Annotated in this window: 22 protein-coding genes; 16 read left to right on the plus strand and 6 right to left on the minus strand. The window is 55.9% G+C overall.

Annotation, left to right across the window (positions count from 1 at the left end; all coding sequences use genetic code 11):
- Window positions 1–5 precede the first annotated feature (5 nt).
- The 4 genes from glyQ (at window position 6) to ACM6IN_RS15760 (ending at window position 4,417) form a co-directional block, all read left to right on the plus strand.
- Window positions 6–959 (plus strand): glycine--tRNA ligase subunit alpha, encoded by a 954-nt coding sequence (gene glyQ / locus ACM6IN_RS15745; protein WP_034152298.1) that lies wholly within the window; start codon window positions 6–8, stop codon window positions 957–959.
- The gene (gene glyS, locus ACM6IN_RS15750; protein WP_007911868.1) at window positions 956–3,010 is read left to right on the plus strand and encodes a glycine--tRNA ligase subunit beta; all 2,055 of its coding nucleotides are present in this window, start codon (window positions 956–958) and stop codon (window positions 3,008–3,010) included. The genes glyQ and glyS overlap by 4 nt, the downstream gene beginning before the upstream one ends.
- 4 nt (window positions 3,011–3,014) lie before the next feature.
- Window positions 3,015–3,554: a D-glycero-beta-D-manno-heptose 1,7-bisphosphate 7-phosphatase gene (gene gmhB / locus ACM6IN_RS15755; RefSeq protein ID WP_414916330.1), complete on the plus strand. Its 540-nt coding sequence runs from the start codon at window positions 3,015–3,017 to the stop codon at window positions 3,552–3,554.
- A gap of 83 nt (window positions 3,555–3,637) precedes the next feature.
- Complete coding sequence (locus tag ACM6IN_RS15760; protein ID WP_414916331.1) at window positions 3,638–4,417, plus strand: lysophospholipid acyltransferase family protein; 780 nt, start codon at window positions 3,638–3,640, stop codon at window positions 4,415–4,417.
- 168 nt (window positions 4,418–4,585) lie between these two features.
- Here ACM6IN_RS15760 and ACM6IN_RS15765 read toward each other — a convergent pair whose 3' ends face one another.
- A complete protein-coding gene (locus ACM6IN_RS15765; protein WP_414916332.1) occupies window positions 4,586–6,118 on the minus strand; it encodes an ATP-binding protein in 1,533 nt (510 codons plus the stop codon).
- A 169-nt stretch (window positions 6,119–6,287) separates the two neighbouring features.
- Between ACM6IN_RS15765 and ACM6IN_RS15770 the strand changes: the two genes are divergently transcribed.
- Window positions 6,288–7,004 carry a response regulator transcription factor gene (locus ACM6IN_RS15770; protein ID WP_007911873.1) on the plus strand — a complete coding sequence of 239 codons (717 nt, stop codon included), beginning with the start codon at window positions 6,288–6,290 and terminating at the stop codon, window positions 7,002–7,004.
- A 73-nt stretch (window positions 7,005–7,077) separates the two neighbouring features.
- Here the strand turns inward: ACM6IN_RS15770 and ACM6IN_RS15775 are convergent, their stop codons facing one another.
- On the minus strand, window positions 7,078–8,076 hold the full coding sequence (locus tag ACM6IN_RS15775) for a LysR family transcriptional regulator ArgP (protein ID WP_007911875.1): 999 nt from the start codon (window positions 8,074–8,076) through the stop codon (window positions 7,078–7,080).
- A gap of 317 nt (window positions 8,077–8,393) precedes the next feature.
- Between ACM6IN_RS15775 and ACM6IN_RS15780 the strand changes: the two genes are divergently transcribed.
- The 7 genes from ACM6IN_RS15780 (at window position 8,394) to ACM6IN_RS15810 (ending at window position 14,182) form a co-directional block, all read left to right on the plus strand.
- Window positions 8,394–9,311, plus strand: a complete 918-nt coding sequence (locus tag ACM6IN_RS15780) for a fatty acid desaturase family protein (protein ID WP_095113130.1) — start codon at window positions 8,394–8,396, stop codon at window positions 9,309–9,311.
- A gap of 102 nt (window positions 9,312–9,413) precedes the next feature.
- Window positions 9,414–10,337 (plus strand): iron-containing redox enzyme family protein, encoded by a 924-nt coding sequence (locus ACM6IN_RS15785; protein WP_007911878.1) that lies wholly within the window; start codon window positions 9,414–9,416, stop codon window positions 10,335–10,337.
- A gap of 16 nt (window positions 10,338–10,353) precedes the next feature.
- A complete protein-coding gene (locus ACM6IN_RS15790; RefSeq protein ID WP_007911880.1) occupies window positions 10,354–11,076 on the plus strand; it encodes a 2OG-Fe dioxygenase family protein in 723 nt (240 codons plus the stop codon).
- Between the two features lie 45 nt (window positions 11,077–11,121).
- Window positions 11,122–11,565, plus strand: coding sequence for a GNAT family N-acetyltransferase (locus ACM6IN_RS15795; protein ID WP_414916333.1), 444 nt, complete (start codon window positions 11,122–11,124; stop codon window positions 11,563–11,565).
- Window positions 11,566–11,581: 16 nt separating this feature from the next.
- Window positions 11,582–12,436 carry a ThiF family adenylyltransferase gene (locus tag ACM6IN_RS15800; RefSeq protein ID WP_007949984.1) on the plus strand — a complete coding sequence of 285 codons (855 nt, stop codon included), beginning with the start codon at window positions 11,582–11,584 and terminating at the stop codon, window positions 12,434–12,436.
- A 74-nt stretch (window positions 12,437–12,510) separates the two neighbouring features.
- On the plus strand, window positions 12,511–13,446 hold the full coding sequence (gene argC / locus ACM6IN_RS15805; RefSeq protein ID WP_123376033.1) for an N-acetyl-gamma-glutamyl-phosphate reductase: 936 nt from the start codon (window positions 12,511–12,513) through the stop codon (window positions 13,444–13,446).
- Between the two features lie 292 nt (window positions 13,447–13,738).
- A complete protein-coding gene (locus tag ACM6IN_RS15810; RefSeq protein WP_007911884.1) occupies window positions 13,739–14,182 on the plus strand; it encodes a DUF3291 domain-containing protein in 444 nt (147 codons plus the stop codon).
- Window positions 14,183–14,308: 126 nt separating this feature from the next.
- On the opposite strand, the gene gyrB is transcribed toward ACM6IN_RS15810, so the two are convergent.
- From gyrB to dnaA, 4 genes are read right to left on the minus strand one after another with little or no spacing between them, the layout of a single operon-like run.
- Window positions 14,309–16,726 (minus strand): DNA topoisomerase (ATP-hydrolyzing) subunit B, encoded by a 2,418-nt coding sequence (gene gyrB / locus ACM6IN_RS15815; RefSeq protein ID WP_007911885.1) that lies wholly within the window; start codon window positions 16,724–16,726, stop codon window positions 14,309–14,311.
- Window positions 16,727–16,731: 5 nt separating this feature from the next.
- The gene (recF, locus tag ACM6IN_RS15820; RefSeq protein ID WP_007911886.1) at window positions 16,732–17,835 is read right to left on the minus strand and encodes a DNA replication/repair protein RecF; all 1,104 of its coding nucleotides are present in this window, start codon (window positions 17,833–17,835) and stop codon (window positions 16,732–16,734) included.
- Between the two features lie 14 nt (window positions 17,836–17,849).
- Window positions 17,850–18,953 (minus strand): DNA polymerase III subunit beta, encoded by a 1,104-nt coding sequence (gene dnaN / locus ACM6IN_RS15825; protein WP_007911887.1) that lies wholly within the window; start codon window positions 18,951–18,953, stop codon window positions 17,850–17,852.
- A gap of 39 nt (window positions 18,954–18,992) precedes the next feature.
- Window positions 18,993–20,522 carry a chromosomal replication initiator protein DnaA gene (gene dnaA / locus ACM6IN_RS15830; RefSeq protein ID WP_414916334.1) on the minus strand — a complete coding sequence of 510 codons (1,530 nt, stop codon included), beginning with the start codon at window positions 20,520–20,522 and terminating at the stop codon, window positions 18,993–18,995.
- 567 nt (window positions 20,523–21,089) lie between these two features.
- Between dnaA and rpmH the strand changes: the two genes are divergently transcribed.
- The 4 genes from rpmH to yidC are packed head-to-tail and all read left to right on the plus strand — an operon-like array spanning window position 21,090 to window position 23,565.
- Window positions 21,090–21,224: a 50S ribosomal protein L34 gene (gene rpmH / locus ACM6IN_RS15835; protein ID WP_003213577.1), complete on the plus strand. Its 135-nt coding sequence runs from the start codon at window positions 21,090–21,092 to the stop codon at window positions 21,222–21,224.
- A 16-nt stretch (window positions 21,225–21,240) separates the two neighbouring features.
- Entirely contained in the window at window positions 21,241–21,642 is a 402-nt protein-coding gene (rnpA, locus tag ACM6IN_RS15840; protein WP_042704971.1) for a ribonuclease P protein component, read from the plus strand.
- Window positions 21,635–21,880, plus strand: coding sequence for a membrane protein insertion efficiency factor YidD (gene yidD, locus ACM6IN_RS15845; protein ID WP_077430980.1), 246 nt, complete (start codon window positions 21,635–21,637; stop codon window positions 21,878–21,880). The genes rnpA and yidD overlap by 8 nt, the downstream gene beginning before the upstream one ends.
- A 2-nt stretch (window positions 21,881–21,882) precedes the next feature.
- Window positions 21,883–23,565 (plus strand): membrane protein insertase YidC, encoded by a 1,683-nt coding sequence (gene yidC, locus ACM6IN_RS15850; protein WP_007911890.1) that lies wholly within the window; start codon window positions 21,883–21,885, stop codon window positions 23,563–23,565.
- Window positions 23,566–23,569 lie beyond the last annotated feature (4 nt).

Below are 23,569 nucleotides of genomic sequence, written 5' to 3' on the forward strand. Positions count from 1 at the left end.
ATTTCGTGAGCCAGCCTACGCCAGCCGTGCGTACCTTCCAAGACTTGATCCTCGCGCTCCAGCAATACTGGGCCGAGCAAGGTTGCGTGGTACTTCAGCCCTACGATATGGAAGTAGGCGCCGGCACTTTCCACACCGCGACCTTCCTCCGCGCCATCGGCCCGGAAACCTGGAACGCCGCTTACGTGCAGCCAAGCCGCCGTCCAACTGACGGCCGTTACGGTGAAAACCCGAACCGTCTGCAGCACTACTATCAGTTCCAGGTCGTCCTGAAACCGAACCCGGACAACTTCCAGGAACTGTACCTGGGCTCGCTCAAGCATGTCGGCCTGGACCCGCTGGTCCACGACATTCGCTTCGTCGAAGACAACTGGGAATCGCCGACCCTCGGCGCCTGGGGTCTGGGCTGGGAAGTCTGGCTGAACGGTATGGAAGTGACTCAGTTCACTTACTTCCAGCAGGCGGGCGGCATCGAGTGCTACCCGGTAACCGGCGAGATCACCTACGGTCTCGAGCGTCTGGCCATGTACCTGCAAGGCGTGGACTCGGTCTACGACCTGGTCTGGGCTGACGGCCCGATGGGCAAAGTCACCTACGGCGACGTGTTCCACCAGAACGAAGTGGAGCAGTCCACTTACAACTTCGAGCACGCCAACGTCGACAAACTGTTCGAACTGTTCGACTTCTATGAAGGCGAAGCCAAGCGTCTGATCGAGCTCGACCAGCCGCTGCCGTTGCCGAGCTACGAAATGGTGTTGAAGGCGTCGCACACCTTCAACCTGCTGGATGCGCGCCGGGCGATCTCGGTGACCGCGCGTCAGCAATACATTCTGCGCGTACGCACCCTGGCGCGTTCCGTTGCGCAAGCCTACCTGCTGGCACGCGCCAAGCTGGGCTTCCCGATGGCGACCCCGGACCTGCGTGACGAAGTACTGGCCAAGCTGGAGGCAGCACAATGAGTGCGCAAGATTTTCTGGTTGAACTGGGCACCGAAGAACTGCCACCGAAAGCCCTGAACACCTTGGCTGAAGCGTTCCTCGCCGGTATCGACAAGGGCCTGCAAGCCGCTGGCCTGAGCTACGAGACTAAAACCGTCTACGCCGCGCCGCGTCGTCTGGCTGTGCTGATCACCGCGCTGGCGACTCAGCAACCGGATCGCAGCATCAACCTCGATGGCCCGCCACGTCAGGCGGCGTTCGACGCTGAAGGCAATCCAACGCAAGCAGCCTTGGGTTTTGCCAAGAAGTGCGGCGTCGATCTGAGCGAAATCGATCAGAGCGGCCCGAAACTGCGCTACAGCCAGAGCATCGCCGGCAAGCCGACCGCAAGCCTGCTGCCGACCATCGTCGAAGATTCGCTGAACGACCTGCCAATCCCGAAACGCATGCGTTGGGGTGCGCGCAAGGAAGAGTTCGTGCGTCCGACCCAATGGCTGGTGATGCTGCTCGGTGACCAGGTCATCGACTGCACCATCCTCGCGCAAAAGGCTGGCCGTGATTCCCGTGGTCACCGTTTCCATCACCCGCAAAGCGTGCGCATCGGTTCGCCGTCGAGCTACCTCGCCGACCTGCGTGCCGCTTACGTGCTGGCCGATGCCAACGAACGTCGCGAGATCATCAGCAAGCGCACCGAAGAGCTGGCCACCCGTCAGGAAGGCACGGCAATCGTTCCGCCAGCGCTGCTCGACGAAGTGACCGCGCTGGTTGAATGGCCGGTGCCGCTGGTGTGCTCATTCGAGGAACGTTTCCTCGACGTGCCGCAAGAAGCGCTGATCACCACCATGCAGGACAACCAGAAGTACTTCTGCCTGCTGGATGCCGACGGCAAGTTGCTGCCACGTTTCATCACTGTGGCCAACATCGAAAGCAAAGACCCGCAGCAGATCATCGCCGGTAACGAGAAAGTGGTTCGCCCACGTCTGACCGACGCCGAGTTCTTCTTCAAGCAAGACAAGAAGCAGAAACTCGAAGCCTTCAATGATCGCCTGAAGAACGTGGTGTTCCAGGAAAAACTCGGCAGCGTCTACGACAAGGCCGAGCGCGTATCGAAACTGGCTGCGTACATCGCCGCACGCATTGGCGGCAACGCCTCGTGGGCTGCTCGTGCGGGCCTGCTGTCGAAGTGCGACCTGGCCACCGAAATGGTCGGCGAGTTCCCGGAGATGCAAGGTGTCGCCGGTTACTACTACGCCCTCAATGACGGCGAGCCGGAAGACGTCGCGCTGGCGCTGAACGAGCAGTACATGCCACGCGGTGCCGGTGCAGAACTGCCAGCGACCCTGACCGGTGCCGCCGTTGCCATCGCCGACAAGCTCGACACCCTGGTCGGTATCTTCGGTATCGGCATGCTGCCAACCGGCAGCAAAGACCCGTATGCCCTGCGCCGTGCGGCACTGGGTGTGCTGCGTATCCTGATCGAGAAAAAACTCGATCTGGACCTGAACGATGCCGTCGCATTCGCGGTGAATGCGTTCGGTGCCAAGGTCAAGGCAGCCGGTCTCAACGAAGCCGTGCTGGAATTCATCTTCGACCGTCTGCGTGCGCGTTACGAAGATGAAGGCGTCGAAGTAGCCACTTACCTGTCGGTACGTGCCCTGAAGCCGGGTTCGGCGCTGGACTTCGACCAACGTGTGCAAGCGGTGCAAGCCTTCCGCAAACTGCCGGAAGCGGCAGCGCTGGCGGCGGTGAACAAGCGTGTATCGAACCTGTTGAGCAAACTCGAAGGCGCGGTACCGACCGAGGTGCAAGCCAAGTACTTCGACAACGCCAACGAGTTCTCGCTGTACTCGGCGATCCAGCAAGCAGATCAGGCTGTACAGCCAATGGCCGCTGCCCGTCAGTACAACGAATCGCTGGCACGCCTGGCGGCATTGCGTGAGCCGGTCGATGCGTTCTTCGACGCGGTGATGGTCAATGCCGACGACGCCAATGTGCGGGCCAACCGTTACGCGCTGTTGGCGCGTTTGCGTGGTCTGTTCCTCGGTGTTGCCGACATTTCGCTGCTGGGTTGAGGGATTGCTGTTGAAACTGCTGATTCTCGATCGGGACGGAGTGATCAATTACGACTCCGACGCTTACATCAAGTCAGTGGCGGAGTGGATTCCGTTGCCCGGCTCGATCGAAGCGATTGCGCAGTTGAGCAAGGCCGGCTGGACGGTGGCAGTGGCCACCAACCAGTCGGGCATTGCGCGCGGCTATTACGACCTCGCCACCCTGGATGCCATGCACGCGCACTTGCGCGAACTGGTCGCGGAGCAGGGCGGTGAAGTCGGGCTGATCGTGTATTGCCCGCATGGGCCGGACGAAGGCTGCGATTGCCGCAAGCCGAAACCGGGGATGTTGAAAACCATCGCGGCGCATTACAACGTCGAACTGAACAATGTCTGGTTCGTCGGCGACAGCCTTGGTGACCTGGAGGCCGCCAAAGCCGTCGATTCACAGCCAGTTTTGGTAAAGACCGGAAAAGGCGCAAAGACTCAGGGCAAAACCCTGCCGGTTGGCACTCTGATTTTTGACGATCTGGCGGCGATTGCCGCAGAACTTATCCACAACTAGAGTACTTCTGAATTTCCTGACCAGGGATTGATCGGGAGTGCGCTTGAACACTCGGGCATTGCCCCGTAACGGTAAACGTCACTATGTCGATACTGCGGGCCATCAGGATTTTTCTCTTTTACCTGCTGCTGGGCACCACCTCCCTGCTGTGGTGCAGCTTGAGTTTTTTTATCGCGCCGTTTCTGCCGTTCAAGGCGCGCTATCGTTTTATCAACGTGTACTGGTGCCGTTGCGCCTTGTGGTTGACCAAGGTGTTCCTCGGTATTCGTTACGAAATCAAAGGTGCGGAAAACGTGCCTGACCGGCCCTGCGTGATTCAGTCGAACCATCAGAGCACCTGGGAGACGTTCTTTCTCTCCGCCTATTTTTCGCCATTGAGCCAAGTGCTCAAACGCGAATTGCTTTACGTGCCGTTCTTCGGCTGGGCCATGGCCATGTTGCGGCCGATCGCGATTGATCGCGACAACCCGAAAGCTGCTTTGAAACAGGTCGCCGCCAAAGGTGATGAACTGCTCAAGGACAACGTTTGGGTGCTGATCTTCCCGGAAGGTACGCGTGTTCCTTACGGCACTGTCGGCAAATTCTCCCGCAGTGGTAGCGCTTTGGCGGTGAATGCGGCGCTTCCGGTCCTGCCGATTGCACACAATGCCGGTAAGTTCTGGCCGAAAATCGGTTGGGGCAAGAAGTCTGGCGTGATCACTGTCGTCATCGGCGAGCCGATGTACGCCGACGGTACTGGCCCTCGCGCCATCGCCGAGCTGAACGACCGGGTGCAAGCCTGGAACGAGAAGACTCAGCGGGAAATGGGTTCGCTGCCACCCACCCCGCAGGCACCGGCGGCAAGCGATCAGATCGCTGTCTGAGATTTTGTGGATAACCTGTGTACGGTTTTGTTGAAAACGCTTGAATATTGAAATTAAGTGATTGATTTACTTATATATTTCTCAAGCTCATAAAACACCGTAAAAGGTGCATAAGTTTTTTTCGGAAGTAAAAAAACCGGCTGATATAGCCGGTTTTTTTGTGCCTGATCATTCGGGGATCAACGGTAACTCAAGCAGGAACGTGGTGCCTTGATCGACCATGCTGCGGCATTCGATTCTGCCGCCATGGTGATCGACCACCGCTTTGACCATCGACAGGCCGAGGCCCACGCCGTCGATGCCCTGGGCCGAGGAAAAGCGTCGGTACTGACTGAACAGATCAGGCAACTCTTGTTCGGCGATGCCTTTGCCTTGATCGGTCAGTTCGCAACATAGCCACTCTCCGTGGCAACTGACTCGTAGTTCAATCGTGGTGTCTGCCGGGCTGTACTTGATCGCGTTTTCCAGCAGGTTGAACAGCGCACGCGTCAGTAGTCCCTGGTCAGCCATGATCAGGCGCTCCTGGGATTGCTCATCCATGTCGTGCAGCAGTTCGATACGTTTCTGCTGGGCGATGGGCAAAGCCTGATCCAGCACGTCCAGCACCAACATCGCGAACAGGCTCGGCTGGAACTGATAGGACTCGGACTCGGCCCGCGCCAGCAAGACGAAACCATCGGTCAGATCCAGCGCGCGACGCACCTGGCGCTCGATCTGGTCGAACAACGGCGAATCCACCTGGGCCTGATGGCGATGAACATCGAGCAGGGCGAGGATGGCCGAGTGCGGGGCACGCAGATCATGGGAAAGAAAGCGCAGTAATACTCCACGTTGCTCCTCGGCAGCACGTTCGGCGCTGAGATCGGTAAGGCTCAGCAGCCAACCGATTGGCGTGTCTCCGTCCACCGGCAGCAGTGCGGCACGCTCCAGGCGCAGGCTGCGTTCCTTGTGATCGCGAAACTCCAACAACGGCATGGCCGACAGCGACGGGCGCGGCTCTGTGGACAACTCTGGATAACCGAGGCTGGCCAGTTGATCGAGGACGTCGTCCCCCACCAGATTGTGATCGAATAGCTGACGAGCCTTGCGATTGCCCAACAGGATCTGGCCTCTGGGATCGCTGATCAGTGTGGCGACGGGCAAGTACTCCAGACCGTCGGCAATAAAGCGACGGGTATCTCGGGTGCGACTCATGGCCTGTTCAAGCGCCATGATCTGGCCCTGCAAGCGATCAGTCCCGGTAAATTGCGTACGACGACGTTCGGGGAACACTTTCGGCTCGCTGTCCAGCCGCGCCAGCTCCCAGCCGAAATACGTCAGCACCACACTCAGACGCCGCCAGTTCCAGATCAAATAGCCGAACAACATACCCAGCACCGCTGGTGTCGGCGACCACCAGTGGCGCATTTCCGCTAGCCCGGCACTGATCAACAACACACACGCCATGCCGATCAGCGTTAGCCAAAGTGCCCATCGCGGTCGCCACAACAGCAACCCCAGCACACAAGCCACCAGCCCTACCGATAACAACGCTCCCGTAACAGGCGTTGCATCCTGCAGATTGACCTGCGCGCGATACGACAACAGCGCAGTCAGCGGCAACAGCACTAGACTTATCCACAACCACTCGCGCACCAGCTGTCGAAACAGTCGCTGCACTTGGCTCGGCTCTCGGCTTTCACGCCGACGATTGTTGTTCATAGGGAAACAGGGCAGGGCGATGTGAATGGTTTCATGGGCCACAGGTCTGAGACGTAGACCCGAAGAATCATAGCGGACGTCGACCAATGGCGGGCCGCTTACTTTCCCAGCAATGGCGGAGCGACTATGGTTGTCGGCCAACTGCCCAAGCATCAAGGAATCATCGCGTATGCGCGTTGCGATATTGGACGACGAACCCGCCGAACTGCGTCGGGTCGAGCAAACCCTGCAGCAAATGGCCGACGCTGGCGAGCAGCCGTGGTCGCTGCACAGCTTCGAGCGTGGTGAAGACCTGCTGCGACAGCTACGCCGGGAAACCTTCGACCTGCTGATCCTCGATTGGCAGTTGCCCGATCTCACGGGTCTGGCCCTGCTGCGCTGGACCCGCGAGCACATGGAGGCGCCACCGGCAGCGATCATGCTGACCAGTCGCGATGGCGAAAGCGATATCGTCCAGGCCTTGAACGCAGGCGCCGACGATTACGTGAGTAAACCGTTCCGTCCCAATGAACTGAAAGCACGCGTGGCGGCGGTATTGCGCCGGCACAGTCAACAGCGTCCAGCCGCTGCCGAAGTGCTGAGTTTCAATGACTTGGCGTTTGACGATGCGGAACTGACGGTCACCCGCGAGGGCAAGCCGATCGTCATGACCGAACGGGAATACCGTCTCGCGCGTTGCCTGTTCAGCAACCTCGGACGGCCATTGTCGCGGGACTACCTGTATGAACGGTTCTGGCCCCATGAGGAAATGGCTTCGTCGCGACCGTTGGACACGCATATCTATCGCCTGCGCAACAAGCTCGGACTGACGGCGGATCGTGGCTGGCAACTGCTGACAATTTATGGCTACGGCTATCGGTTGGAAAGTGTGGCGGCCGTCACCTGAACGGCTGAGCCGAAACTGTCAGGGGGCGCGTTATCCCCACCTGACAGTCCTGTTTCAGTTCAACACAACGTTCTTATACTTTGCTGCTCATCGTCAGACAGGAATGACTGTCGTGCTCAGTGGGCATCGGGAAACGTGGCTGATGAATGGAAGCGATATGGCGAGGAATGTTTGCCAGGGAATCCAGCGGCACCAGCCACCGTTTTGATGATTGCGCGAGATGTTCGGTCAGCTTGCCCAACAACTCGCCACTATTGCGCCAATGGTGCCAGTACAACGGCACATCGGTTGGCTTGTCGGGTATCAACTCGACCAGCAAGCCACGCTGCAGATGATCGAGAATCTGCAACTCCGGAACCAGACCCCAACCCAATCCGGCCTCTGTCAGTCGTATAAATCCTTCTGATGACGGACAGAAATGGTGCTCGAAACTTCCGAGCACGCCCAAGGCTGCGAGATAACGGTGCTGCAGAAAATCGTCGGGGCCAAACACCAGCGCCGGCGTGCGGGCAATCAACTGGGCATTGATACCGTTCGGAAAATGTCGGGCGATAAACTCCGGACTCGCCACTGCGCGGTAGCGCATGGCACCGAGCAACAGACTGCGCGCCCCCGCCATTGGCCGTTCAGTGGCACACACACAGGCCGCCACCTCACCAGCACGCATACGCCTGAGACTGACCGCTTGATCCTCGACGACCAGATCCAGCAACAAATTCTGCTCGGCGCAAAAATCGCCCACTGATCGCGCCCACCATGTCGCCAGGCTGTCAGCGTTCAGGGCGACACGCAGGCGTTCCGGGGACCCGTCTTCATCCAGAGAAGGCACATGACTCTGAAGATCACGCTCAAGTAACCGCACCTGCTGAACATGATAAAGCAGCCGCCGCCCTATCTCGGTTGGCACCGGTGGCGTCACGCGCACTAACACCGGACGGCCGACCCTGGCCTCCAATAGCTTGATTCGCTGTGACACTGCGGGTTGGGACAGACCAAGAACCTGGGCTGCTCGTTCGAAGCCTCCCTGTTCAATGACCGCAGAGAGAGCAGAAAGCAATTTGTAATCAAACATCCGTTTTCCTTATGGGTGATCAACAATATCTTTTTTACTTCGAAGCGGAATCTATTGAGAATCGATACTGCAGGCACAACCGTTAGATCCCTCACAGTTGTACTGCGCGCGATTGCTTGGCGTTATTGCCATTCATCAAACTTGATGTATTTCAGAAGCACCCGAGCTGAACAATTAAACATTCAAACCGGAGGTATTAGTTAACACCAGAGCCTGTAAAAGGTACACATAATGGAATGATTAAAAATCAACTCGATAGCTTGCCTAACGATTAGAAAATATCAGCGAAATTCTTGTTCAGTTCGACGGAGTGAGTTGTGCAGAGAACTACATTTACTAATGCCAATCGATTGGCATTGGCCGATATTCAGAGCAGGTCCAGCGATGTAACGTTTGCACTGAAATTTGCAATCTACTTAGCGCTGATTGTAACCGGTGGTTGTCTGGCACTGAGTGGTCATCCATGGGAAATCGCCATAGGCGTCATTCTTCTTGGATCAATGTTCGCCCATGGCGTGGAACTTCAACATCAAGTCCTGCACTCACAGGGATTCCGGAATAAAAAGCTTAACGAGCTGTTCGGCATACTGCTCGGTCTGCCAATGTTGGTTTCATTTGCTGATTACAAAGCCAGCCATATGCACCACCATCGTTACCTGGGCACTCCGGAAAATCGGGAGTTCTTTGATTACGGTGATCAATATGGTGAGTTATCCCTTCGTTCCATCAGCGCGCTATTAACCAGACTTTTGATGGTTTCGCACTACCCACGTTTTTTCAAAAATGTGTTCATTGCGTTTAGCTCGCAGTACCAAAACGTTTCCAGCAACGTTTCCAAACGGATCAAGCGAGATCATCTTTCGATGGTATTGATGATTGCGTTATTGGGTTTGGTCTCCTTTCAGTTCGGTTATGAAATCATCGTCTATCTGTGGATTATTCCGCTCATGTTTGTCGCGGCTCCGGTACACGCCCTGATTGAGATGCCAGAGCATTTCCGTTGCGCAACGGATTCGACAGACCCCTACGAAAACACCAGAACCATCAAAAGCAACGCATTCATGAACTGGTTCACCAACGGCAATAACTACCACGTTGAGCATCATCTGATGCCCGGATTGCCTATTGACCGTCTGCACGACCTGCACGAAAAAATTCATGAAAACTGCCGTTACCTGGAAGTCTCCTATAAAAGTTTTTACTTGGGACTGCTCCGCTCAATGCGCAAAAGCTGACCCGCGCAGCGCCTGTTGCAAGACTGAACGCTAACTCCGACGGGGCGTGGCACGTGCTCGCGTCTGGCGCCTGCTCGCCCCTGGTAAAGCAAAGGAACTGAAATGACTCTACAAGATCGTTCCACGGATCAGACGACTACGCCGCCGTCGACCATAAACTCGCTGTCGGAACAGACCGCGCTCAACTCGTTTTATCTTCGTGAACTGGCCGAACCAAGCGCTTACAAAATGGCGCCGATTCACCACGAATATACGCGCACCCATAGACTGGAAGATGAATGGAACGCCTACGAAGAAAGTCGTCTCGATAAAACCCGGTTGCCAAAGAACGCTGCCGAGTTTTTGAAGTGGTACACCCGCCTGCATTCGACTCATCGCGATGAGGTTTCAGCGTTTTTCACTTGGCTGGCTGAAGAGTCGACGCTTGAAGAACTAAGCTTTTACATCGCCATGGAAGAGCAGGTCGACGGTCGCTTCGATGACGTCATCGCCCTGGCACAATTGGGCATGACAGGCGATATGAAGTTGGCGCTTGCGGAAAACTACTGGGACGAAATGGGCCTGGGTACGCTATCCGAAATGCATACCGTGCTGTTCCGTAAATCCGCAGCAACACTGCACGAACTCATCGGCCCCCAGGCCCGCGTTCAACAAGCGCCGGCGGAGGCCCTGAAGAACGGCAATCTGCTGCTGATGTACGCATTACGGCGCCAGTATCACCCTCGTCTACTGGGCGCCCTGGCGATTCTTGAACACACTGCGCCCTACCGGTTCTCCCGAACAGTCAAGGCCATGCGTCGTCTGCACATGCCCGAAGACGTCATCTATTACCACGACATGCATATAAAGATTGATGCCAATCACGGCAAGCAACTTCTCTATCGCGTGCTGATGCCATTGGCGAAGTCATGCCCTGAAGCCATTGAAGAAATGTGTATCGGCTGCCTGATCCGATACAACGTAGCCGTCGACTATTACAAAAGCATCGAACTGGCTATGAAAAACAACAAAACGCTGTTGACGTGATACTTAGAGAACTCTTATGAAAAGCAATCTTGCCAATACTGAGCCACAGACTGTCTGGGCACTCAACAACAGCCGATTTGTTGCAGGGCACTCCGCTGAACTGCTGGGTGTGGATTTTTCCGAGATGCCCGAGTGGGCGCAATTTCAGGGTTATTGGGAAAACCTCGAACTTGATCGTTACATGAACGATGGTGGCATGTACCGCTATCGCCGTTTCGGTAAATTCAAGTGGTATGCGAACGGCAATCGCCTGGAGCAGCAGCCCCATGTACCGTATTCCCAACCGGAGTATTTCAATCCGCTGAACGGTGGCATCGACCGGCACTTCGCCCCCGTCACTGCGGAGATGGCCGACAATGAAGTGCTGAAGAAGCTTCTACTGAAACTCGCCAACACCTTCAGTGAAATCGAAGATGTCCAAGGCTGGAAGATCAACACCTATTTCAATCGTATCCTCGCCACTCCAGACATGACGGGATTGCCGGTACCCGAAGGCAAACATCGGGATGGGGTGAAATTCAGTTGCCTGTTCATGGCCGACAGAAGTGGTGTAGTCGGAGGCGAAACGACCCTGGTCGATATCATGCACCAGCAGCCTATTTATGTGGGCACGCTGGAGAAGCCTTGTCAGGCACTGTTGTTCAGGGATGACACGGTTTTTCACGATACGACAGCCATTCAGATCTGTAATGGAGCTGACAGCGGTTATCGCGATCTGCTGGTTATCGAGTTCCACTGACCGTTCTCGTCCAGTCTTATAAACGTGTCTGGGTGAGGGGGTTGCATGCACAAGGCTGAACGTATGGAGACGGCAGTGACGATCAGGGTTATGCAGAATTATGAATTGCCCATGACGCTGGCGTTGCTGTCGACTTTTTATCCGGATTTGAATAAAGGCCTGCTGTTAGAACGATTGGAAACTGTCGCCAAGTTGAATTGGCAGTGTGTTGGGGTATTCGCAGGAACCGAGTTGGTGGGCCTGACCGGCTATTGGCTGAATACCCGGATTTACTGCGGAAAATATTTATATATCGATCATTTCATCATCAAACCGGGAAACCGATCTCGTGGAGTGGGGGCACAACTGCTCAGCTACGTAAGAGCCTTGGCCGATCATTACCAGTGTGAACAGGTCTGCCTTGATACATTCGTTAGCAATTCGATGGCGCAGTCTTTCTGGACCCGACACGGTTTCTCAATCGTTGGTTTTCACTACGTCGCCAAATAAATACAAGGAGCGTTATATGCAAAATGAATATTCCCGCGAAGTCATTTACAGTCGAATGATCGGCTTGATCAGCCAGGAAGAACTGGCACTGTTAGCCAGCAAGACAATTGCAGTTCCAGGATGCGGCGGTGTCGGATATACCCACGCGGAGACACTGGTACGCATGGGCGTTGGCGGAATCAAAATTGCTGATTTCGATACCTTCGGACCAGAGAACTTCAACCGCCAATTTGGCGCAACGACTCATACAGTCGGACTGAAGAAGGCCGATGTCCTGCGTGAGCGTCTGTTGTCGATCAATCCGGCCTTGCGCATTGAACAGTACAACGGGGTGAGCGCTGAAACAGTCGATGACTTTTTGACCGGTGTGGACATGTTATGCGACGCCATGGACTACTTCGTGATTGAGCCGCGAATTCAGATGTACCAAAAGGCGCGGGAACTGGGTATCCCGGCGGTCGTTTCCTGCCCTATAGGCTTTGGCGGAACGTTGCATCACTTCCATCCGGATTCGATGTCATTCGAAGAATATTTTGCGTTGACGCCCGATATGACTGAGACGGAGAAACTGATCAATTTCGGTATGGGCCTCGACCCGCTGCATTTGCACCGTGCCTATCTGGAAGATCCGAAGCTTGATTTCGAGGAACGTAAAGTTGCCTCTCTAAGCTCTGCCTGTTTATTAGCTACAACCCTGACCTCGACGTTTACCCTGGCCAAGTTGTTGAATCGGGAAATGTTCTTTAAACCAGTACCTTATGTATATCAAATTGACTTCATGGCGGGAAAGTTCGAAGAGACATTGGTCAGTGACGGGGTAGCAGGACTAAAAAACAGTATTTCAAATAAACCTGAAAAACTGTTTGCATAAAAACGTCACCCTGCGCAGCACAGTAAAGGTGTGATAAAGTTTCAAAACACTCATTATCGTGAATTTTCGTGAACATGAAGCCACTTATTTTTATCGACGGGGAAGCCGGTACGACTGGACTTCAGATACATTCGCGTCTGAACGGTCGCACGGATATTGAGCTTTTGCAGTTGCCCTATGCCGATCGCAAGGACCCGGTAAAAAGGGCTGAAGCACTTAACACCTGTGATGTCGCGATTCTCTGCCTGCCGGACGATGCCGCTGTTGAGGCGGTGTCGTTCATCGAGAATCCAAAGGTACGTGTACTTGATCCCAGCTCTGCCCATCGCACCACACCAGGTTGGGTGTATGGTCTGCCGGAACTGACTGCAGGTCAGGCTGACATCATCACGACAGCCAAGCGTGTATCCAATCCTGGCTGCTACCCGACAGGCGCCATCGCGCTGTTGCGTCCGCTGACGGAAGCCGGTGTGGTACCCAAGGATTACCCGGTGAATGTGCATGCCATTTCCGGGTATTCCGGTTCGGGCAAATCACTGATCGACGCCTATGAAATCCCGGATCATCCGCAACACACGGACGCTCCATACCGCGGTTATGGCCTGAACCTTAACCACAAGCACGTCCCGGAGATGATGTCCGAGGCATTGCTGGATCATCGGCCGATCTTCACGCCTGGCTATGGCAAGTACCGCCAAGGCATCGTCTTGTACGTGCCGCTGCATTTGCGCTTGTTGCCCGCTGGCGCCTCGGTGCAACAGATCCACGCCTGCCTCAGCAACCATTACGCCAAATCCGAGTTCATCAAGGTGGTTCCGCTGGATCAGGTCAAGACCGTTACGCAACTGGACCCTGAATACCTGAATGACACCAATCGCCTGGACATCTATGTCTTCTCGGATGAGAAGTCAGGCCAGGTATTGCTTGCCGCGGTGTACGACAACCTCGGCAAGGGCGCATCAGGCGCCGCAGTACAGAACCTCAATTTGATGTTGAACGGTCAGGCCTGATTGCAGGCGAATCTCCCTGTCACCTGGCAAGGGCAATGGTGGCAGGGCAGATTCAAGCATTCACAGCTTACAGATGAGATGACATATTCATGCCTCCTCGCCGTTTAAAAAAATCATAGTTCACGGCATGTAACTTTAATAAAGCGCGTACTGACTTCTCGATAATTAATAGCCGTCTGATTACTGCAAAGTAACCTGGATGTTGGCGCTCGCCTGCAAACCCGTTCATAACTTCACTAGTAACTACACAACTTTTTAACAGCCTCTAGCCTTATTAAAGGATTAACAGTCAATGGCTATTCTCGCGCAGTTTGATCTGGTCAAACCAAAACATTTAAAATCTGATCCGCGCATGGACGGTTTTTATTCTTCTACCGCCTACGTAAATGGTCTAGCCGACGCGCATCCTGGTTTTATATGGCGGGAAGTTCAGGACAATCAACAGCTTCTCGATGAACTATGGGGAGAAGGGTATCTTTATACACTTTCGCTGTGGAAGAGCCCGGCGGCCTTGAAAGATTTCTTGTATAAAACACCGCACAACGACTTTCGTTTGAGAGGTGCGGAGTGGTTCCTGCCTATCAGCAAACCACGGGTTGTGATGTGGTGGGTGGATGAAGGTCATATTCCGACATTGTACGAAGCCCACCAGCGCTTGCAGTTGCTTTGGGAAATTGGACCTTCGCGCGAAGCGTTTGATTTGAAATCGAGTGAGTCTGCGATGGTTCTGAGTTGAACATTGCCTCGGCCCGCTGTAATGAATTCAGGGACCAGCGGTTTATTACTAAGAACACCCATAAAAAAGGCCCGCTGATGCGGGCCTTTTTTGTTTCGGCAACACACACCGAATTGCTTGCGCGGATCAGAAGTCCAGGTTGGACACGGCCAGCGCGTTACTCTCGATGAAGTCACGGCGAGGTTCGACCGCATCACCCATCAGGGTGTTGAAGATCTGGTCTGCGCCAATGGCGTCTTCGATGGTGACTTTCAGCATGCGGCGCACGCTTGGGTCCATGGTGGTTTCCCACAGCTGATCCGGGTTCATTTCGCCCAGACCTTTGTATCGCTGAATGGTGTGGCGCTTGGTGCTTTCAGCCATCAGCCAGTCCAAGGCTTCCTTGAACTCGGTGACCGCTTTCTTGCGTTCGCCACGCTGGATATACGCGCCTTCGTCGAGCAGGGTGCTCAGTTGAGCGCCGAGGGTGACGACGGTTTTGTAGTCGTTGCTGCCGAAGAAGTCGCGGTTGAAGGTGACGTAGTTCGACAGGCCGTGGGAGATCAGTTCGACCTCTGGCAGCCACACGCCACGTTCACGATCTTCACGCAGGCTGGCCTTGTAGACCAGACCGGATTTTTCCACGGTGCGCAGACGCGCTTCGTATTGGGCCAGCCACTCTTGCATCGCTGCGTGGTCGCCGAGCTTTTCCAGGCTTACGGCCGGCAGGTAGATGAAGTGCTCGGTCAGCTCCTGCGGGTACAGGCGCGACAGACGCTTGAGAGTCTTCATCACCATGCGGAAGTCGTTAACCAGACGTTCCAGCGCTTCACCGGAAATGCCCGGGGCTTCTTCGTTCAGGTGCAGGCTCGCATCTTCCAGGGCCGACTGCGTCATGTACTCTTCCATGGCGTCGTCGTCTTTGATGTATTGCTCTTGCTTGCCTTTCTTGACCTTGTACAGCGGCGGCTGGGCGATGTAGATGTAGCCGCGCTCGATCAGCTCCGGCAACTGACGGAAGAAGAAGGTCAGCAGCAGGGTACGGATGTGCGAACCGTCGACGTCAGCATCGGTCATGATGATGATGTTGTGATAACGCAGCTTGTCGATGTTGTATTCGTCGCGACCGATACCGCAGCCCAGTGCGGTGATCAAGGTGCCCACTTCCTGGGAAGAGATCATCTTGTCGAAACGCGCTTTCTCGACGTTGAGGATCTTACCCTTCAACGGCAGGATCGCCTGAGTCTTGCGGTTACGTCCCTGCTTGGCAGAGCCGCCCGCGGAGTCACCTTCCACCAGGTACAGTTCGGACAGCGCCGGGTCTTTTTCCTGGCAGTCAGCGAGCTTGCCTGGCAGACCGGCGATGTCCAGCGCGCCTTTGCGGCGGGTCATCTCACGGGCCTTGCGCGCGGCTTCACGGGCACGAGCGGCGTCGATCATCTTGCCGACGACCAGTTTCGCTTCGTTCGGGTTTTCCAGGAGGAAGTCGGAGAAGTACTTGCCCATTTCCTGTTCGACCGCGGTCTTCACTTCGGAAGAGACCAGCTTGTCTTTGGTCTGCGAGCTGAACTTCGGATCCGGCACTTTCACCGAGATGATCGCAGTCAGGCCTTCACGGGCATCGTCACCGGTGGTGGCGACTTTGTGCTTCTTCGCCAGACCTTCCTGCTCAATGTAGTTGTTCAGGTTACGCGTCAGTGCCGAACGGAAGCCCACCAGGTGGGTACCGCCGTCGCGCTGCGGAATGTTGTTGGTGAAGCACAACAGGTTCTCGTTGAAGCTGTCGTTCCACTGCAGGGCGATTTCCACGCCGATGCCGTCTTCACGCTGGATGTTGAAGTGGAACACCTGGTTGACCGCAGTCTTGTTGGTGTTCAGGTATTCAACGAACGCACGCAGGCCGCCTTCGTACTTGAACAGCTCTTCCTTGCCGCTGCGCTCATCCTTGAGGACGATGCCGACACCGGAGTTGAGGAAGGACAGTTCACGAATGCGCTTGGCCAGGATGTCCCAGCTGAAGTGAATGTTCTTGAAGGTTTCGCTGGAAGCCTTGAAGTGGATCTGGGTGCCGGTGGTTTCGCTGTCGCCAACGATGGCCATCGGTGCCTGAGGTACGCCGTGGACGTAGGTCTGTTCCCAGATCTTGCCGCTGCGGCGAACAGTCAGAACCAGCTCTTCGGACAGTGCGTTCACTACCGACACACCTACACCGTGCAGACCGCCGGATACCTTGTAGGAGTTGTCGTCGAACTTACCGCCAGCGTGGAGGACGGTCATGATGACCTCGGCCGCGGAAACGCCTTCCTCTTTGTGCACGTCTACCGGGATGCCACGGCCGTTGTCTTTAACGGTGATGGACTCATCCGGGTGGATGATGATGCTGATGTCGTCGCAGTGGCCGGCGAGGGCTTCGTCGATCGAGTTGTCGACCACCTCGAACACCATGTGGTGCAGACCGCTGCCATCGTCGGTGTCACCAATGTACATACCGGGACGTTTGCGTACGGCATCCAGGCCTTTCAGCACTTTAATGCTCGTTGAGTCGTACGTATTTTCTTCGCTCAATGCCTTCACTCCCGATGGTCGTGGGTCTGGGTGATACGGCCCTGTTCCACGTGGAACAGAGCGACTGGCGTTTCCGTCTGCCAGCCTTCCCTCAATAATTCGTGATCTACACAGGTGATGAACACCTGGCAGCGTAAGTCTTCCAGCAAGCGGCACAGCGCGCGACGGTGGCTCTCGTCCAGCTCGGACGGCAAGTCATCCACCAGATAAATACACTGACCGCGGCGGGCCTGGCTGACCAGATGCCCTTGGGCAATCCGCAGTGCACAGACCACCAACTTCTGCTGACCCCGGGACAAAATGTCCGCGGCGTTGTGTGCACCCAATCTAAGACGCAAATCAGCCCGTTGCGGTCCGGCCTGGGTATGACCCATTTGCTGATCCCGTTGCAGGGATCCGGCCAGTACGGCACTCAATTCCCGGTCTTTGTCCCAGCCTCGGTAATAGCTGAGCGTCAAACCTTCGAGCTCAACCAGTTCGCTCAAGGTTTGTTCAAAGACTGGTTTCAAGGCTTTGATGTAAGCGCGGCGGTATTCATCGATTTCAGCGCTGGCCTGGCACAGTTCCCTGTCCCAAACCGCTTGCGAAACGGCGTCAAGTGTACCATGCCGCAGCCAGGAGTTTCTCTGGCGCAAGGCCTTCTGCAAACGCTGCCAGGTGGCCATGAACCGCGGCTCGACGTGGAACACACCCCAATCGAGAAACTGCCGGCGAATCTTCGGCGCGCCTTCAAGCAGACGGAAGCTGTCGGGGTTGATCAACTGCAGCGGCAGGATCTCTGCCAGTTGCGCTGCGCTGCGGGCGTTCTGGCCGTCGATGCGTATCTGGAATTCGCCCTGACGGTCGCGCGAGATACCCAAAGCGCTATGCCCACCCTCGGCCAGTTCGACCTGACCGAACACGGTACAGGCGAGCTGCTCGTATTGGATGACCGGCAAAAGCCGCGTGCTACGAAACGAACGGGCAAGCCCCAGCAGATGAATGGCTTCCAGAACACTGGTTTTGCCGCTGCCGTTGGCGCCGTAAAGAATGTTGATGCGGGGGGAGGGGGAGAAGGTCACCGGGTGCAGATTGCGCACCGCGGTGACCGAAACACGACTTAAGGACATCCAGAGTCAGCTGATTACAGACGCATCGGCATGACAACGTAAGCCGAATCGTCGTTGTCCGACTCTTGCACCAGCGCACTGCTGTTGGAGTCGGACAGGATCAGGCGAACCTGCTCGGTGGTCATCACGCCCAGCACGTCGAGCAAGTAGCTCACGTTGAAGCCGATTTCCAGGGAGCCGCCGTTGTATTCAACGCCCACTTCTTCTTCCGCTTCTTCCTGCTCCGGGTTGTTGGCCTGGATCTTTAACTGACCGCTGGCCAGCTGCAGACGGATACCACGGTACTTCTCGTTGGACAGAATCGCGGTACGGCTGAACGCTTCGCGCAGCGCCTGACGATCGCCCAATACCAGCTTGTCGCCGCCCTTAGGCAACACGCGCTCGTAGTCCGGGAATTTGCCGTCGACCAGTTTCGAGGTGAAGGTGAATTCGCCGGTGGTCGCGCGGATGTGGTGCTGACCCAGCACGATGCTGACATTGCCGTCCGGCTCGGTGAGCAGACGCGCCAGTTCGAGGATACCTTTGCGCGGCACGATCACCTGGTGACGATCCGGCTGGCCGATATCGGCTTTCATCGAGCACATGGCCAAACGGTGACCGTCGGTGGCCACAGCGCGGATGATGCCCTCGGACACTTCCAGCAACATGCCGTTGAGGTAGTAACGCACGTCCTGCTGAGCCATGGCGAAGCTGGTGCGTTCGATCAGGCGACGCAGTTTGCTTTGCTCGAGGCTGCAGGTCAGCGAACCCGGGCCTTCTTCAACGGTCGGGAAATCGTTGGCCGGCAATGTCGACAGGGTGAAACGGCTACGGCCGGCTTTTACCACCAGCTTCTGCTCGTCGACCTTGATGTCGATCAGCGCGTCGTTGGGCAGGCTTTTGCAGATATCCATCAGCTTGCGCGCAGGCACGGTGATGGAACCTGTTTCTGCCGGCTCCTCGAGTTGCACACGACCGACCAGTTCGACCTCAAGATCGGTACCGGTCAGCGACAGTTGCTGGCCTTCGACTACCAACAGCACGTTGGACAGTACCGGCAAGGTCTGTCGACGCTCGACGACGCCTGCGACCAGTTGCAGGGGTTTCAACAGGGCTTCGCGTTGAATGGTGAAATGCATGGTCTAGTCCCTTGCCTTAATAAGCTGCGCTGGTGTTCATCAAGTGGTCAGTGTACGCAGCAGGTTCTTGTAGTCCTCGCGGATGTCCGCGTCGGATTCCTTAAGTTCGTTGATCTTGCGGCAGGCGTGCAGCACGGTGGTGTGGTCACGGCCGCCAAACACATCGCCGATTTCCGGCAGGCTGTGGTTGGTCAGCTCCTTGGACAACGCCATGGCTACCTGACGCGGACGCGCTACCGAGCGCGAACGGCGCTTGGACAGCAGGTCCGAGATCTTGATCTTGTAGTACTCAGCGACGGTGCGCTGAATGTTATCCACAGAGACCAGTTTGTCCTGCAACGCCAACAGGTCTTTCAGGGATTCGCGAATCAGCTCGATGGTGATGTCGCGGCCCATGAAGTGCGAGTGGGCGATCACGCGTTTCAACGCGCCTTCCAGCTCACGGACGTTGGAGCGAATACGCTGGGCAATGAAGAACGCGGCGTCGTGCGGCAAGTCGACTTTGGCCTGGTCGGCCTTCTTCATCAAGATCGCCACGCGCGTTTCCAGTTCCGGCGGCTCGACGGCAACCGTCAGGCCCCAGCCGAAGCGGGATTTGAGGCGCTCTTCAAGGCCTTCGATTTCTTTCGGGTAGCGGTCACTGGTGAGAATGACCTGCTGGCCACCTTCAAGCAGGGCGTTGAAAGTGTGGAAAAACTCTTCCTGCGAACGCTCCTTGCGAGCAAAGAACTGAATGTCGTCGATCAGCAAGGCATCCACCGAACGGTAGAAACGCTTGAACTCGTTGATCGCATTCAGTTGCAGCGCCTTGACCATGTCGGCGACGAAACGCTCGGAATGCAGGTACACGACCTTGGCATTCGGGTTCTTCTTTAACAGGTGGTTACCCACCGCGTGCATCAAGTGAGTTTTACCCAGGCCAACGCCACCATAAAGGAAGAGTGGGTTGTAGCCGTGCTTCGGGTTATCCGCCACTTGCCAGGCCGCCGCGCGGGCGAGCTGGTTGGATTTACCTTCGACGAAGTTTTCGAAGGTGAAGGTGCGGTTCAGGTAACTGGTGTGCTTGAGCGCGCCTTCGACCTGCACGGTACGCTGTTCGGCGCGGACCGGGGCTTGCTGGGAAGCGGCACCGGACATCGGGTCGAAACTGTCGCGAGACGGTTCATCGCTGACTTCTGGGCTTTTCTGCGTCGAACGCTTGGCTGCCGGCGCTGACGTCTGGGTGGGTGCCAGCGTACTCACAGGCGTGGCATTTGCCTGGGCCTGCTGGGAAACCTGCGCGGCTGCAAGCGGCGCGTTCGGTGCGGCACGCGGAGCGGAACTGCGTTTGCTGCCTATTAATAAGGAGAGCGCTGGCGCCATGCCGTTGCCATGCTCATCCAGCAGCTCAAGGACACGACCCAGGTACTTTTCGTTGACCCATTCCAGCACAAAACGGTTCGGTGCGTAGACGCGCAACTCGTCGCCTTCGGCTTCGACCTGTAGTGGACGGATCCAGGTGTTGAATTGTTGGGCAGGCAGCTCCTCGCGCAAAAGCTCCACGCACTGCTGCCAAAGTTCCACTGACACGGATATCCCCTAAGTTGAAAGCCGGTGAGGCAAAAACAAGCGGCCATTGTAGCGGCGAGCCGTCCACTTATCCACATGCAGGTTGCCCGGTGACCATGATTTATCAACGCGTTAACCGCTAAAAAAACGACCAACGGTGTGTGAATAAGCTCTGTGGATAACCGCCACTAAGGGCACTGGACAACTGGGGGTTGAACTCGGTGGATAACCTGCCTGTGGATAACATGCCATTCCACACACAGGTTATCCGACAGTGCAGCACAGGCTGAACACGGTTTTCCACTGTGGTTGTCATTCTCTGTACATCACGTCAAACAAGGGCTAATGCCACTTATCCACAGAAGACGGTGTGCCTAGCTTTTATAAGCTTTACAGAAAAGCTTTAAATAATTCCCTTCTTTATTTTTATGTATGGCGAGCAGGTGATCGGGCAAAGAACACCTCGAGATCTATTTATAAGGAAACGTTGGTTGGAAATTGACCTGAAGGCTTGCTTTCTCTAGAATCCCCGGTCTCTTAAAACGGGGGCCATTCCGGCCCGTTGTGGACGAACCAGGTAACACGACAATGAAACGTACTTTCCAACCAAGCACTATCAAACGCGCTCGTACCCACGGTTTCCGTGCTCGCATGGCTACCAAGAACGGCCGCGCAGTCCTGTCGCGTCGTCGCGCCAAAGGTCGTGCGCGTCTGGCAGTTTGATAATCCGGTACTGGAGGTGAGTCAGGACTTCAGTCGGGAAAAGCGTCTGCTTACCCCCCGGCATTTCAAGGCAGTCTTTGACTCCCCTACCGGCAAGGTTCCGGGGAAAAATCTCCTGCTCCTTGCACGCAACAACGATCTTGATCACCCCCGTCTCGGGCTGGTTATCGGGAAAAAGAGCGTAAAGCTCTCCGTTGAGCGCAATCGCCTCAAACGTTTGATGCGCGAATCATTCCGTCTGCACCAGGATTCACTGGTCGGCTGGGATATCGTTATCGTCGCGCGCAAAGGTCTGGGCGATGTAGAAAACCCCGAATTGATTCAGCATTTCGGCAAACTCTGGAAGCGTCTTGCACGCAGCAAGCCCGTTCCAGAAGTCAAAACCGAAACTGTAGGGGTAGACAGTCCAGATGCGTAAACTGGCCCTCGTTCCGATCCAGTTTTATCGCTATGCCATTAGTCCTTTAATGGCCAACCACTGTCGTTTCTACCCCAGTTGTTCCTGCTACGCGTTAGAAGCCATCGAAAATCATGGCCTTCTGCGCGGTGGCTGGCTGGCCTTTCGTCGTTTAGGTCGCTGTCATCCGTGGAATCCCGGTGGTTATGACCCGGTTCCACCTATCCCTACCTCCCGTTCTTCTTCGATGGCCGAGTAATCATGGATATCAAACGCACGATCCTGATCGTCGCCCTGGCAATCGTGGCCTACGTTATGGTCCTTAAATGGAACCAGGACTATGGTCAGGCTGCCCTGCCGACTCAGAATGTTGCTTCCAGTACGACTACATCCGGTTTGCCGGACACCGCCACTGGCAATAATGCTGCCGCCAGTGACGATATTCCGCGCGCCGCTAGCGATACCAGCGCACCTGCCGAAACGCCGGTAGCCGCCAGCAAGGATCTGATCCAGATCAAAACCGACGTGCTCGATCTCGCGATCGATCCACAAGGTGGCGATGTCGCTCAACTGACCTTGCCTCTGTATCCACGTCGTCAGGATCGTCCTGATGTGCCGTTCCAACTGTTCGATAACGGTGGCGAACGTGTTTATCTGGCCCAAAGCGGTCTGATCGGCACCAATGGCCCGGATGCAAATCCGGCCGGTCGTCCGGTCTACTCTTCGGAGAAGAAGACTTATCAACTGGCTGACGGTCAGGACCAACTGGTCGTCGACCTGAAGTTCAGCAAGGACGGCGTCAACTACATCAAGCGTTTCACCCTGAAACGCGGCCTGTATGACGTAGCCGTTTCCTACATTGTGGATAACCAGAGCGCTCAGCCCTGGAACGGCGCAATGTTTGCTCAGTTGAAACGCGACAACAGCGCTGATCCTTCGTCCACTACTGCTACTGGCACCGCGACTTACCTGGGCGCCGCCCTGTGGACAAGTTCGGAGCCGTACAAGAAAGTGTCCATGAAGGACATGGACAAGGCGCAGCTGAAAGAAACCGTCACCGGTGGCTGGGTAGCCTGGCTGCAACACTACTTCGTGACCGCGTGGATTCCGGCCAAGGGCGAAAACAACATCGTCCAGACCCGTAAAGACAGCAAAGGCAACTACATCATCGGTTACACCGGTCCGACACTGACCGCTGCTCCGGGTGCCAAAGTTGAAACCAGCGCTGTGCTGTACGCCGGTCCGAAAAGCCAGGCTGTGCTGAAAGAGTTGTCCCCAGGTCTGGAACTGACCGTCGACTACGGCATTCTGTGGTTCATTGCCCAGCCAATCTTCTGGCTGCTGCAACACATCCACGCCATTGTCGGTAACTGGGGCTGGTCGATCATCTTCCTGACCATGCTGATCAAGGGTATTTTCTTCCCGCTGTCGGCTGCCAGCTACAAATCGATGGCGCGCATGCGTGCTGTTGCGCCGAAACTGGCTGCTCTGAAAGAGCAACATGGCGATGACCGGCAGAAAATGTCGCAAGCCATGATGGAGCTGTACAAGAAAGAGAAGATCAATCCGCTGGGCGGCTGCTTGCCGATCCTCGTGCAGATGCCGGTTTTCCTTTCGCTGTACTGGGTTCTGCTGGAAAGCGTGGAAATGCGCCAGGCGCCTTTCATGCTGTGGATCACTGACCTGTCGATCAAGGATCCGTTCTTCATTCTGCCGATCATCATGGGCGCAACCATGTTCATTCAGCAGCAGCTGAACCCGACTCCTCCGGATCCGATGCAGGCGAAGGTCATGAAAATGATGCCAATCATCTTCACCTTCTTCTTCCTGTGGTTCCCGGCAGGTCTGGTGCTGTACTGGGTTGTGAACAACTGCCTGTCGATTGCACAACAGTGGTACATCACGCGTAAGATCGAAGCGGCGACGAAAAAAGCCGAGGCGTAACTTG

It is taken from the genome of Pseudomonas sp. IT-P395 (assembly GCF_949767675.1).
GTDB lineage: Bacteria > Pseudomonadota > Gammaproteobacteria > Pseudomonadales > Pseudomonadaceae > Aquipseudomonas.

Bases quoted from the DNA above. Each gene is read 5' to 3' on its own strand.
- glyS (WP_007911868.1), top strand. From the start codon at position 956: ATGAGTGCGCAAGATTTTCTGGTTGAACTGGGCACCGAAGAACTGCCA.
- ACM6IN_RS15760 (WP_414916331.1), top strand. From the start codon at position 3,638: ATGTCGATACTGCGGGCCATCAGGATTTTTCTCTTTTACCTGCTGCTG.
- ACM6IN_RS15765 (WP_414916332.1), bottom strand. From the start codon at position 6,118: ATGAACAACAATCGTCGGCGTGAAAGCCGAGAGCCGAGCCAAGTGCAG.
- ACM6IN_RS15770 (WP_007911873.1), top strand. From the start codon at position 6,288: ATGCGCGTTGCGATATTGGACGACGAACCCGCCGAACTGCGTCGGGTC.
- ACM6IN_RS15775 (WP_007911875.1), bottom strand. From the start codon at position 8,076: ATGTTTGATTACAAATTGCTTTCTGCTCTCTCTGCGGTCATTGAACAG.
- ACM6IN_RS15785 (WP_007911878.1), top strand. From the start codon at position 9,414: ATGACTCTACAAGATCGTTCCACGGATCAGACGACTACGCCGCCGTCG.
- ACM6IN_RS15790 (WP_007911880.1), top strand. From the start codon at position 10,354: ATGAAAAGCAATCTTGCCAATACTGAGCCACAGACTGTCTGGGCACTC.
- ACM6IN_RS15795 (WP_414916333.1), top strand. From the start codon at position 11,122: ATGCACAAGGCTGAACGTATGGAGACGGCAGTGACGATCAGGGTTATG.
- ACM6IN_RS15800 (WP_007949984.1), top strand. From the start codon at position 11,582: ATGCAAAATGAATATTCCCGCGAAGTCATTTACAGTCGAATGATCGGC.
- argC (WP_123376033.1), top strand. From the start codon at position 12,511: ATGAAGCCACTTATTTTTATCGACGGGGAAGCCGGTACGACTGGACTT.
- ACM6IN_RS15810 (WP_007911884.1), top strand. From the start codon at position 13,739: ATGGCTATTCTCGCGCAGTTTGATCTGGTCAAACCAAAACATTTAAAA.
- recF (WP_007911886.1), bottom strand. From the start codon at position 17,835: ATGTCCTTAAGTCGTGTTTCGGTCACCGCGGTGCGCAATCTGCACCCG.
- dnaN (WP_007911887.1), bottom strand. From the start codon at position 18,953: ATGCATTTCACCATTCAACGCGAAGCCCTGTTGAAACCCCTGCAACTG.
- rpmH (WP_003213577.1), top strand. From the start codon at position 21,090: ATGAAACGTACTTTCCAACCAAGCACTATCAAACGCGCTCGTACCCAC.
- yidD (WP_077430980.1), top strand. From the start codon at position 21,635: ATGCGTAAACTGGCCCTCGTTCCGATCCAGTTTTATCGCTATGCCATT.
- yidC (WP_007911890.1), top strand. From the start codon at position 21,883: ATGGATATCAAACGCACGATCCTGATCGTCGCCCTGGCAATCGTGGCC.